Source organism: Streptomyces sp. NPDC048291 (assembly GCF_043201715.1).
Lineage (GTDB): Bacteria > Actinomycetota > Actinomycetes > Streptomycetales > Streptomycetaceae > Streptomyces.
In genome coordinates this window covers 39,373-51,458 of the sequence record NZ_JBICZC010000002.1, presented here as the reverse complement: position 1 = coordinate 51,458, position 12,086 = coordinate 39,373, and the positions used below count along the sequence as shown (strand labels likewise).

Sequence of the window (12,086 nt, the reverse complement as noted above, 5' to 3'; positions counted from 1 at the left end):
AGGGGGTGCCGCGATACGCCGTCCGGCGACCGCGGCGCCGTCGTGGCTGGTCGCGCAGTTCCCCGCGCCCCCATGGGGCGCTGATCAGCCCACCGTCCGAGGCAACCGCAGGCTGAGCAGACCGGTGACCACCGCGAGGCCCAGTTGCACCAGGAGGGTGGTGACCAGGGCGTCGCGGGTGCCCTCGTGGGGGACCAGGGAGAGGAAGAGGGTGCCCAGGGTGGCCACGCCGAGGGCGAGTGCGGACTGCTGGGTGGTGACCATCACGCCGCTGCCGACCCCGGCCCGCGCCGGCGGTATCTCCGACATCACGAGGCGCAGCACGTTGGGCAGTTGCAGGGCCTGGCCGGCGCCGGCGACCGCGACCCCGGGCAGCAGCCCGGTGAAGTCCAGGTGCGGCCAGTCCCGCCGGACGGCGAGCACGATGAGGACGATGCCGGCCATCTGGATCACCGACCCGGCGGTCACCACCCGGCTGCCGTACCGGGCGATCAGCCGCGGCCCGGCGAGCGAGACGAACAGGAAGACGACCGCCATCGGGGCGAGCGACATGCCCGCCGCGACCGGGCCCAGGTGCTCCCCGCTCTGCAGGGCCACGGCGATCACGAACATGAACCCGCTGAAGCCGATGGAGAACGGCAGCATCAGCACCAGGCCCCTGCGCAGCGAGGCGAGTTCGAACAGGCTCGGCGGGACCAGCGGCGTACGGCCCGCCCGGTCGGCGCGGCGTTCCACGGCGTAGAAGGCGACGGCCACGCCCGGGAACGCGGCCAGCGACAGCCAGGTCCACAGCGGCCAGCCGGCCGCCCGGCCCTCGGTGAGCGGCGCGAGCAGGGCGAGGAGGGAGGCCGCGAGGAGCACGGTGCCGGGTCCGTCGACGGGTTCCGGCTTCTGCGACCTGGTCTCCGGCACGAACCGGGCGCCGAGCACCAGCCCGACGAGCACGACCGGCACGTTGACGAGGAACACCGAGCGCCAGCCGGTGCCCGCGATGTCGGCGGCGACCAGCACCCCGCCGAGGATCTGCCCGGCCACCATGGAGAGCCCGGCGGTGGCGCCGTACAGGCTCATGGCCCGGGCGCGCCGGCCGCCGGCGGTGGCGGCCTGGATGGTGGCGAGGACCTGCGGGAGCATCGCGGCGGACGCGGCGCCCTGGGCGACCCGGGCGGCCACCAGCGTCCAGGCGCTGGGTGCGAGTCCGCAGGCCAGCGAGGTCAGGCCGAACGCGGCCATGCCGCCGAGGAAGAGCCGGCGGCGCCCGAACAGGTCGCCGAGCCGGCCGCCGAGCACCAGCAGTACGGCGTAGGCGACGCCGTACCCGGCGACGACGAGTTCCAGGAGCGCCTCGCCGGCGTGCAGGTCGGCGCCGATGGTGGGCAGGGCGACGTTGACGATGAAGAAGTCGACGAGGGGGAGTGCGGCGGCCAGCAGGACGGTGAACAGCCCGGGGCCGCCGAGCGCCGGTGGCGCGGACGGGGACCGTACGGTCGCGGTGGTGGCGGTTTCGGTCATGGGGCGAGCCTGCGGGCTCCCGGAGACTGGTACCAGAGTCTCCTTGTCCTGGTAGTAGAAGTACCTGGCAACAGGATCGGCGACAGGGCAGGCTGGAGCCATGACGACGACGGCGCAGGAGACGACGGGCCTCCGGCAGAGCGCGGCCCCCGCCCCGGGCCGGGGCGCGGACATCCGGCGGCACGAGCTGGCCGCGTTCCTGCGCAGCCGCCGGGAGCGGATCACCCCGGAGGAGGTGGGCCTGCCGCGCGGCACCCGCCGCCGTACGCCCGGCCTGCGCCGCGAGGAGGTCGCGCAGCTCTCCGCGGTCGGCGTCACCTGGTACACCTGGCTGGAACAGGCCCGGGACATCCAGGTCTCCGTCCAGGTCCTGGACGCCCTCGCGCGCACCCTGCGGCTCGACGGCACCGAGCGCGCCCACCTCTTCCGGCTGGCCGAAGCCGTCGACCCGACCCCGGCCGCGAGCTGCACGGGCGTCACCCCGGCGCTGCAGGAGATGCTCCGGGCCCTGGAACCCCTCCCGGCCTGCGTCCAGAACAGCCGCTACGACATCCTCGCCTACAACCGCACCTACGCCCGGCTGCTGTGCGACCTCGACGCGGTCCCGCCCGAGGACCGCAACTGCATGATCCTCGTGTACACCCACCCGGAGTGGCACCGCTCCATCGTGCACCTGGAGGAGACCCGCCGTCTCATGGCCGCGAAGCTCCGCGCGTCCATGGCCGGCCATCTCGCCGAGCCGGCCTGGAAGATGCTGGTCAAGCGGCTGGCCGCGGAGTCCGCGGAGTTCCGCGAGAACTGGGAGCGCTACGAGGTGGTGGAGCTGCGCTCCAGGACCAAGCACTTCCTCAACCCGTACGTCGGCCTCCTCACCCTGGAACACACGGACCTGTTCCTGAACCCGGCGTCCGGGGCGCGGATGGTCACCTACGTCCCGGTCGACGACGGGAGCCGGGAGCGCCTGGACCGGCTGCACGAACTGGCGCGGGCGGACGCGGCAACGCCGAACTCCTGACCTGGTCACGGGAATTCGTTCGAACAACTGAGTACGCGTACTCAGGACCCGGGCGCCGTCCTCCCCCGACGATGCAGGAGGAGAGAGGGAACGAGGAAGCGACGTACCGACGACCGGCCACGGGGGAGAAGACGATGGAAACCGGCCCGGCCCGCACCGTTGTCCGGCTCATGCTCACCAACCGACTCTCGGTGGCCTACCTGGTCCTGGTCGCCGTCGTCATCGCCAAGGCCGCCGTCGACTCCGCCGGCGCGGACGACCACGGCTCCGACTACGCCTGGCTCTGGCCGCCCCTGGTCACGTTCCCGGTCTACCCGCTGCTCTCGGCGCTCGGCAGGACGGCCTGGCGCCCGGACACCCCGAACTGGTTCTTCGTCGGCACGGTCGTCGTCTCGGCGCTGCTGCAGTCCCTGGTCCTGGGCGCCCTGCGGCAGGCCGTCCTCGCCCGGCACCGCCGCTCGGTCCACTCCTGCTGACCGCTCCTGCCGACCGCGCCGTACGCGGGCGGGAGCGCGGACCGCTCAGACGCGCTCCGCGCTCCCCACGGCCGCGCGGATCTCCGGTGCCGCCAGCCGCTCCGCGGCCCGCTCCGCCGTGGCGCGGGCCCAGCCGCCGTTCGTCACGGCGCCCAGGAGCAGGACCGCGAGGCCGCAGCCGGCCAGGATCCACCAGCCGGGGCGGGCGGCGTCCACGAACCGGTCGGCGTACGACGACGAGCCGATCCCGGAGGCCAGCACCGCGCCGATCACCGCGACGCCCAGGGTCTGGCCCAGCTGGCGGCTGGTGGAGGCGACGGCGGCGGCCACGCCCGCCTGGGACCTCGGCATGCCGGAGACCGCCGTGTTGGTGATGGGGGCGTTCACGAAGCCGAAGCCGATGCCGAACAGGACGTAGCCGAGGAAGAGGGCGGTGTCCGAGGTCTCCGCCTCGAACGCGGCGAACAGGACCGCGCTCGCGGTCATCGCGACGCCGGCGATCACCAGCGGCAGCCGCGGACCCCGGCTGCCGACCAGGCGGCCGGCGAGCGGGGCGCACAGGAACATCGGGACCGCCATCGGCAGCATCCACAGGCCCGCGTGCAGGGCGTCCAGGCCGCGCACGTTCTGCAGGTACAGCGTGGACAGGAACAGGAAGCCGCCCAGGGACGCGAACGCGCTGATCGCGATCACCGTCGCGCCGCTGAACGGCGCCGAGCGGAAGAAGCGCAGGTCGATCAGGGGCTCCTCGCGGCGCGGCTCGAACCAGAGGAGTCCGGCCAGGGCGACGACGGCCACCGCGGCGAAGGGCAGCACGGTGCCCGCGCCCGCCGTCGGCGCCTCGATGATCGCGTACGTCAGCGAGCCGAACAGGGCGATGACCAGTACCTGGCCGACCGGGTCGGGGCGGCGGGCCTTCGGCGCGCGGGACTCCGGTACGAAGCGGAGCGTCAGCAGGACGGCCGCCAGGCCCACCGGGAGGTTGACCCAGAAGATCGCCCGCCAGCCGACCGACTCCACGAGCAGGCCGCCGACCAGCGGTCCGGCGGCCATGGATATGCCGACCACCGCACCCCACACGCCGATCGCCCGGGCCCGCTCGCGCGGGTCGGTGAAGGTGTTGGTGATGATCGACATGGCGACCGGGTTGAGCATCGAGCCGCCCACCGCCTGGACCATGCGGAACGCGATCAGCGAGTCCAGGTTCGGCGCCAGGGAGCAGAGCAGCGAGCCGATCGAGAAGACGACCAGGCCGGTCATGAAGACCTTCTTGCGGCCGACCCGGTCGCCCGTGGAACCGGCGAGCATCAGCAGCGAGGCGAGGACCAGGGTGTACGCGTCGATCGTCCACTGCAGGCCCGCCGTCGAGGCGTGCAGTTCGCGCTGCATGGACGGCAGGCCGACATTGAGCGCGGTCGTGTCGAGACTGACGATGAGCAGGCTCATACAGCAGATCGCGAGGACGAGCATGCGGCGGCGGTGGCTGAGCTCGGGCATGGGTACCATCGTACGCCCATTTCGATAGTGCGTCTAACTAATGAGTGATACATGATCGTGCCGGCCGAGCACCGTGCCGGGTACGGGACAATGGGGGAATGCCCGAGCCCACGTCGCCCCTCCAGATCGGCCCGCACACCGTCAGGCCGCCGGTCGTCCTCGCCCCCATGGCGGGGATCACCAACGCGCCCTTCCGCACCCTGTGCAGGGAGTTCAGCGGGGGCAAGGGGCTCTTCGTCAGCGAGATGATCACGACCCGGGCGCTGGTCGAGCGCAACGAGAAGACCATGCAGCTGATCCGCTTCGACGCGAGCGAGCAGCCCCGCTCCATCCAGCTGTACGGCGTCGACCCGGCCACCGTCGGCAAGGCCGTCCGCATGATCGCGGAGGAGGGCCTGGCCGACCACATCGACCTGAACTTCGGCTGCCCGGTCCCGAAGGTCACCAGGAAGGGCGGCGGCTCCGCCCTCCCCTTCAAGCGGAACCTGCTGCGCGCCATCCTCCGCGAGGCCGTCTCCGGCGCCGGAGACCTGCCGGTCACCATGAAGATGCGCAAGGGCATCGACGACGACCACATCACCTACCTCGACGCCGGCCGGATCGCCGTCGAGGAGGGCGTCACCTCCATCGCGCTGCACGGCCGCACCGCCGCCCAGCACTACGGCGGCACCGCCGACTGGGAGGCCATCGCCCGCCTGAAGGAGCACGTCCCGGAGATCCCCGTCCTCGGCAACGGCGACATCTGGTCGGCCGAGGACGCGCTCAGGATGGTCCGGGAGACCGGCTGCGACGGCGTGGTCGTCGGCCGCGGCTGCCTGGGCCGGCCGTGGCTCTTCGCGGACCTGGTCGCCGCCTTCGAGAGCCGCCCGCAGGATGTCCTCAAGCCGGTCCTCCGCGAGGTCGCCGACATCATGGTCCGGCACGCGACCCTGCTCGGCGAGTGGCTCGGCGACGAGTCCAAGGGCGTCGTCGACTTCCGCAAGCACGTCGCCTGGTACCTCAAGGGCTTCGCGGTCGGCAGCGAGATGCGCAAGAAGCTCGCCATCACGTCCTCGCTGGCCGACCTCCGCGCCGGCCTCGACGAACTCGACCTCGACCAGCCCTGGCCCACCGGCGCCGACGGCCCCCGCGGCCGCACCTCCGGCAACAACCGCGTGGTCCTCCCGGACGGCTGGCTGAAGGACCCCTACGACTGCGCAGGCATCACCGAGGAAGCAGAACTGGACACCTCCGGCGGCTGAGCGCGCCCCTCAAGGGGCGCGGGGAACTGCGCGACGAGCCACGATGGCGCCGCGGCCGAACGACTCGTACTTCCGTCTACGGGACCGGACACTTCCGGCGGCTGAGCGCGCCCCTCAAGGGGCGCGGGGAACTGCGCGACGAGCCGCGACGGCGCCGCGGCCGAACGACGACGCCATCGCGGTACTTCCGGCGGACGCTCAGTTGGTCTTCGGGTGCGGAGTCGACCCGTACGCCGTCAGGAACTTGTCGCGGAACGCGCTCATCTTCCACACCGGCGCGTCGTGCGCAGGGCGCAGCCCGTCCGTCCAGTTCCAGGAGTCGATCGCGTCAAGCACCTTCGGGTCCTTGGCGACGATCGAGATCGGCACGTCACGGCTGGCATGGTTGCCGCTGACCCGGGCGATCGGCTGGTGGTCGCCGAGGAAGACGAGCACCGTGTCGTCGTTGCCGTAGCGCTCCAGCCACTCGGTGAGCGCGGTCACCGAGTACTGGACCGACTTGCCGTACTCCTGGCGGGACTTGGTGGTGTCGGCGATGACGTCGGACGCCTTGTTGCCGGCCTTCTGGATCGCGTCGAAGATCGAACCGTCGCCCAGCTGGTCCCACGGCACCATCTTCGGGATCGGCGCCCACGGCTGGTGGCTGGAGGTCAGGATCACGAACGACATCCGGGACTTGCCGTCGGCCGGCTTCTTGCTGTGCACCCGGTCCTGGAACTGCTGCAGCGCGTACTGGTCGGGCATCGTCGACCAGCTGAACTTCGGCCCCTTGTAGCCGAGCTGGAAGGCGTTGTAGACCTTGTCGAGGCCGTAGTAGCTCTGCTCCGGCCAGCCCTTCTGGATACCCGGCATCACGCCGACCGTGTCGAAGTCACCGGTCTTCTTGAACGCCTTGGTGATGCTCAGGTGGTCGCTCGCCATCACGGTCCGGTAGCGCTGCTGGTTGCTCACCCACAGCCCCGACATGGTCGTGGAGTGCCCGAGCCAGCTGCTGCCGCCGTACGTCGCCGACGTCAGCCAGCCGCTCTTCGCGTGGAAGCCGGCCTTGGCGAGGGCCGCGGTCCGCACGGCGAGGGTGCTGTCGACGCCGGGTGCCTCGATCGGGTCCTCGATGGCGCTGCGGCCGTAGCTCTCGATGAACGTGAAGACCACGTCCTTGCCGCGCAGGCTGGTCAGCAGCTGGTCGGGCGGGGTGTTCCCGAAGGCGTCCACCTTCGCGACCTTCCGGAACTCCGCCTCGTCGTGCAGGGTGTCCTTCACCTGACGGGCCTTGATCTCCAGCGTGGTCGCGGTGCTGTCGGCCGCGAGCGGCACACCGCCGGCGAGCTGGACGCCGAAGGAGGAGCAGGTGATCCAGACGACACCGGCGATCAGCGTGCCGCGGGTGGCCCGACCGGGGTGCCGGGCGAGCAGGTTGCTCAGCCGCACCGTCGCCAGCGCGAGCAGCACGAAGATCAGCAGCACGAGGACGACGGCACCGACGCTGACCGCGAGGGTGGCCGTCCGGCCCAGCGTGTCCTCCAGGTACGACTCCGCGTCGCCGAGCAGGCTCCAGTCCAGGATGGCGTTGAAGCTCCGGCCCAGGTACTGCTTGAACCCCATGTCGAGGGCGTTGACCAGGGTCAGCGCGCCCAGCACCACACCGAACACGGCGGCCAGCACGATCCGGGGCCGCCGGGGCAGGGCCAGCGCGACGGCCGCCGCGATGATTCCCTCGGACGGCAGCCGCACGAACTTCGCGGGCCCCAGCTCGACCACGGTGTTCGGCATCACCAGCGCTCCGATCACGAGCGCCGCACAGAGCACGGACACACCGATCGACAGGGCCGAGGCAGCCCCGGGATGCGCCTCCCGCCACCCCTGAACCCGCCCGCTCCAGGCGGCCCAGCCGCGCCGCCGCGGGCGGGGGGCGTCGGTGGCCGGTTCGGCGGAGCTTCCGGGCACGTCGGCGGATCCGGGCTCCGGCTCGACTTCAGCGACGACCTCGGGACCGCTCTCGTCCTCGGAGCCGGTTCCGGGACCGGAGGCGGCTTCAGCTTCGCCCTCGGGCCTGGTCTCGACGGCGGCCTCGGCCTCGGATCCGGAGTCGGCCTCGGAAGCGGCGTCGGCGGTCTCGCCGGTGGCGTCGCCCTCGGGTTCGCCCTCGGCTTCTGCTTCGGATCCGGCTTTGGTCTTGGCGGCGGCTATGGACTCGGAGTCGGCCTCGGAAGCGGCGTCGGTCTCGCCGGTTGCGCCGCCCTCGGGTTCGCCCTCGGATTTGTTCGCGGTTTCAGCTTCAGCTTCAGCTTCAGCTTCGGCTTCTGCTTCGGATCCGGCTTCTGTCCTGGCGGCGGCTATGGACTCGGGGTCGGCCTCAGACGTGGTCTCGGCTTCGGACGCGGCGTCGCTCGACTCGTCCCCGGAGGTCGACATGGCCTCGGCGGCGGGCTCGGGCTTGGGAGTCCCGGGCGCCTCGGAGGCCGCTTCCCGCTCGGACTTCACTGCCTGGGACTCCTCCGGCGGGGCTTCGCGTTCGGACGCCCCGGACGGCGTGTCCGATGGCTGGCGAATGCTCGTGTGCTGAGACAACCCGGAGGTCCTTCCGTGCGAGACCCGTGAAACGGATGCGGGCCAACGCTCGGAGGCCGAACCCGCCACATTTCCGTACGGCCCTCTTTAGGTCCGTGTTCAGGCCATTCGGCAAACACCGGGCAAACACAGCATCCGGCAGCGCCCCGTAAGGGGCGCGGGGCTGCGTTGAATTGCGGCTCCGCCGCGTGGGCGCGACCAGCCCCCACGCACCCGGACCCGCACCCGCACCCGACCCACGCCCCCCTCCTACGCCCCGCCCACCGCCGTGAGCAACGCCAACGGAGCCGCCGCCGACCGGGACTCCCGCACGCACGCATGCGGATACGGCACCGGCTCCGGGTGCGAATCCCGCCCGTACCCGGCCAGCACCTCCGGCAACCGGTGCCCGCCCGCCGTCGCCGCGTCCACCAGCCCGTGGGCCACGGCCCGCGCCTCGTCGTGCAGCCCGTACCGCGCCAGCCCCAGCGCGATCAGCGCGTTGTCGTGCGGCCACACCGACCCGCGGTGGTACGACAGCGGGTGGTACGCCGCCTGCCCCGCGGCCAGCGTCCGCACCCCCCACCCGGAGAAGAAGTCCGGCTCCAGCAGCCGCCGCCCGACCACCTCCCCGTACTCCTTGTCCAGCAGCCCGGACCAGAGCAGATGCCCGGCGTCCGAGGCGAGCGCGTCGACCTGCCGGCCCTCCCCGTCGAGGGCGAGCGCGGGGAAGGACGCGTCCCGCATCCAGAAGTCCTGCTGGAACCGGTCCCGCAGATCACCGGCCGCCTGTTCGAGCAGCGCCGCGTACGTCTCGTCGGCCCACACCGTCCGCGCCAGCCACGCCGTCCGGCGCAGCGCGTCGTACGCGTACCCCTGGGCCCCCGCCGCCATCACGGTTCCCATCGGCCGGCTGCCGTCGGCGGAACAGATGGCGCCGGGGGAGTCCTTCCAGTTCTGGTTGGCGAGGCCGCCCTTGTCCGCGCGGTAGACCAGGTAGCCGCGCGAGGTCAGACCGCCGTGGTCGAGCATCCAGCCGACGGCGGCGCGCGCGTGGCGTTCGAGCCGCCGGGCCATACCGACGTCCCCGGTCTGCTCCACGTACGCGCCGAGCAGGATCAGGAACAGCGGTGTCGCGTCGACCGAGCCGTAGTAACGCCCGTACGGCACCTGCCCGAAGTGGGCCAGCTCCCCGTGCCGTACCTCGTGGACGATCTTCCCGGGCTGCGCCACGGAGTGCGCGCCGGTCTCGGTGGCCTGGGTGGCGGCGAGGGCCGGCAGCGTGGCGGCGGCCAGCCGGGGCCGGTAGGGGAGGGCGAAGAGCGAGGTGAGGAGGGCGTCGCGGCCGAGCAGGGTGAGGAACCAGGGGGCCCCGGCCGCCGGGACCCTGAGCTCCTCGCCGTCCGGTCCGGTGGCCGGCACCTGGAGCGCGGCGAGGTCGGAGAGGCCGCGGGCGCAGGCCGCCGCCAGCTCAGGCCAGCCCGTCGGGAAGGCCACGCCCTCCACGAACTCGCCCTCCAGCGCCAGGAGTTGTTCGTTCAGCGCGGCCGGGTCACGGGGCACCCGCAGCGCCCGCCGGTCGCCGTGCGGGCGTGCGATCACCCGGACCAGCAGCTCGGTGGTGCCGTGCGGCTCCAGCTCCAGCGTCCACACCATCCGCCGGGCGCCGGTGCCGGTCTCCTCCACACCGTCCGGGGCCGGCTCGGCGGTGATCGCCGTACAGGACCGCCACTCGCCGCGGCGGTAGCCGAACTCCAGCCCGTCGTCGAGGACCTGACGGGAGCGGACGGCGCCGGCCTTGGTGTAGGTGCGGTGGTCGGCGCGGAGTTCGAACTGGTCGGTGAAGTCGGCGTCGGCGGTGATCGCGAGCCGGATCGTGGTCGGCACCGGACGGTTGCTGGTGACCCGCAGGGACTCGACGAACGAGCCGTCGCCGACGGCCTGTTCCCGGAAGAGCGTGTGCGCCGGCGGTTCCTGGCGGCCCCCGCGCGGGACCAGGACACAGCGCGTGCCGTCCCCGTCGGCGACCGGCGTGAGCACCTCGGGCAGCGCCCCGTCGACCGTCAGCTGCCAGCGGCTGAGGTGCCGGGCGTCCCGTACGAATAACCCGTCCGGGGAGCCGCCGCCCCGCACGCCGCTGATGTCGCCGCGGTCGTCCACGGCCGCGAACGTCGTGCCGTGCACGAGCAGATGATGCCGGTCCGTCATCCCCGGTCCCCTCCTTCGTTCCTCTGGTCGAACGTGCGGTGTCCGCCGAGGACACCCCGTTTTGTCAGCTCTTGTGCAGATTTTGACGTTCGTTATGTGGCTCTTCACGCGGTGTGTCGTGCGGTGTGTCATGCGGGGCCGCGTGCCGCCGGTGGTGCAGGTCCAGCGCGAGCGCCGCGGTCCAGCTGAACCCGGTCGCGCCGCACGCCTCGCCGGTGTACGGGTCGACGTACTCGGCGAACCCGCTCGCGTCGGCGGTCCGTACGACCGCCTCGGCGAGCGCGTCCGCCCGCTCCCGCTCGCCGTGCTCGCGCAGCCCCCGCTCCAGCAGCCAGCCGGTGTTGAACCAGGCGGGCCCGCGCCAGTAGCGGTGCGGGTCGAAGGCCTCGCCGAGCAGGTCGTAACTGGGCACAAGGCCGGACCCGGTGCCGAAGTGCGGGCCCTCCAGCGTGCGCACGAGCGCGGCGACGACCTCCCGCGGCAGGCCGGGCAGCAGCAGCGGGACCAGCCCGGAGACCCCGCGCTCGGGGACGAGTGAGCCGCCCTCGCCGCCCCGCAGGTCCCGGCAGAGGAAGATCTCCTTCTCCGGGTCCCACAGCCGGTCCACCAGCGCCGCCGTCAGCCGCTCCGCGCGCGCGTGCCGGGCCGTGCCGGGCGCGCCCAGCTCCCGCGCGATGCGGGCGAGGGCGTGCTCGGAGGCGATGAGCAGCGCGTTGAACGCGGGGTCCTCGACGGCGAAGTCCCTGGTCCGGTCGGTGTATCCGGCGTCCCGGTAGTCGGCCGCCAGCCGCACGTACCGCCCGTAGTCCAGGTCCGTCGGCCGGTCCTCGGCGGCGCCGTGGTCCAGGTCGGCGCGGCGGAAGGAGCGGGCCGGGGCGGGCGCGACCCGGGCCAGCGGGGCGTCCCAGCAGGGGCTGTTGTCCATACCCTGTTCCCAGGGGTGCACGACCGAGGCCAGCCCGCCCCCGCCCAGGTCGCGCCGGTGCAGCAGGTAGCGGTGCCAGGCGGCCAGGCGCGGGTAGACGCCGGCCAGGAAGCCGCGCGCCCGCGACAGGCCCGGATCGGCGAGGTGCACCAGCCAGGCCGCCAGCGCGTGCACCGGTGGCTGCACGATCCCGGAGGTCTGTACGGTGCGCGGGGCGCCCGCAGCGCGCCCCGCGGTCGAGGAGCGCCAGAAGTCGGGGCTCGGGAAGTACGCGTCGAGGGGCACGGAGGGGTTGAACACGATGTGCGGGATCCGCCCGTCGCCCCACTGGGCGGCCAGCAGTGTCTCCAGCTCCGTCTGCGCGCGCAGCGGCGAGAGGTGCCTGAGGCCGATCGCGATGAACGCCGAGTCCCACGACCACTGGTGCGGATACAGGCTCCGGGAGGGCACGGTCGAACCGCCGGTCCAGTTCTCGTCGAGCACCTGTGCGGCCCTGACGTGCAGCGACCGTCGTGCGCCGGCGCTGGTGGCGGCGCGGGCGGGCGGCGGATCGTATGCAATACCGCGATCGAGCGCATGGCTGGTGAGCTGGGCAGTGCGATCCACTCGGGACTCCCCGAAGACGTCCGGCCGGCCGGGTTTGGCAGTGGCTACCGTAGGGTTAC

Annotated in this window: 8 protein-coding genes; 3 read left to right on the top strand and 5 right to left on the bottom strand. The window is 72.6% G+C overall.

Annotated features, from left to right (window positions below; translation table 11 throughout):
* Positions 1-84: 84 nt before the first annotated feature.
* A complete protein-coding gene (locus ACGF5O_RS04545; protein ID WP_393808452.1) occupies positions 85-1,512 on the bottom strand; it encodes an MFS transporter in 1,428 nt (475 codons plus the stop codon).
* 100 nt (positions 1,513-1,612) lie between these two features.
* Between ACGF5O_RS04545 and ACGF5O_RS04540 the strand changes: the two genes are divergently transcribed.
* Both ACGF5O_RS04540 and ACGF5O_RS04535 read left to right on the top strand, forming a co-directional pair.
* Positions 1,613-2,527, top strand: a complete 915-nt coding sequence (locus ACGF5O_RS04540) for a helix-turn-helix transcriptional regulator (protein ID WP_393808451.1) — start codon at positions 1,613-1,615, stop codon at positions 2,525-2,527.
* Between the two features lie 71 nt (positions 2,528-2,598).
* Positions 2,599-3,003, top strand: a complete 405-nt coding sequence (locus tag ACGF5O_RS04535; RefSeq protein ID WP_393808450.1) for an SCO4225 family membrane protein — start codon at positions 2,599-2,601, stop codon at positions 3,001-3,003.
* 45 nt (positions 3,004-3,048) lie between these two features.
* Here the strand turns inward: ACGF5O_RS04535 and ACGF5O_RS04530 are convergent, their stop codons facing one another.
* A complete protein-coding gene (locus ACGF5O_RS04530) occupies positions 3,049-4,500 on the bottom strand; it encodes an MFS transporter (protein WP_393808449.1) in 1,452 nt (483 codons plus the stop codon).
* A 98-nt stretch (positions 4,501-4,598) separates the two neighbouring features.
* On the opposite strand from ACGF5O_RS04530, the gene dusB reads away from it, so the two are divergent.
* Positions 4,599-5,741 carry a tRNA dihydrouridine synthase DusB gene (dusB, locus tag ACGF5O_RS04525; RefSeq protein ID WP_393808448.1) on the top strand — a complete coding sequence of 381 codons (1,143 nt, stop codon included), beginning with the start codon at positions 4,599-4,601 and terminating at the stop codon, positions 5,739-5,741.
* 198 nt (positions 5,742-5,939) lie between these two features.
* Here the strand turns inward: dusB and ACGF5O_RS04520 are convergent, their stop codons facing one another.
* From ACGF5O_RS04520 to ACGF5O_RS04510, 3 genes are all read right to left on the bottom strand, one after another.
* Positions 5,940-7,511 carry a sulfatase-like hydrolase/transferase gene (locus tag ACGF5O_RS04520; RefSeq protein WP_393808959.1) on the bottom strand — a complete coding sequence of 524 codons (1,572 nt, stop codon included), beginning with the start codon at positions 7,509-7,511 and terminating at the stop codon, positions 5,940-5,942.
* Between the two features lie 1,047 nt (positions 7,512-8,558).
* Positions 8,559-10,496: a glycogen debranching N-terminal domain-containing protein gene (locus ACGF5O_RS04515; protein WP_393808447.1), complete on the bottom strand. Its 1,938-nt coding sequence runs from the start codon at positions 10,494-10,496 to the stop codon at positions 8,559-8,561.
* A 64-nt stretch (positions 10,497-10,560) separates the two neighbouring features.
* On the bottom strand, positions 10,561-12,027 hold the full coding sequence (locus tag ACGF5O_RS04510; RefSeq protein WP_393808446.1) for a hypothetical protein: 1,467 nt from the start codon (positions 12,025-12,027) through the stop codon (positions 10,561-10,563).
* Positions 12,028-12,086: the final 59 nt, after the last annotated feature.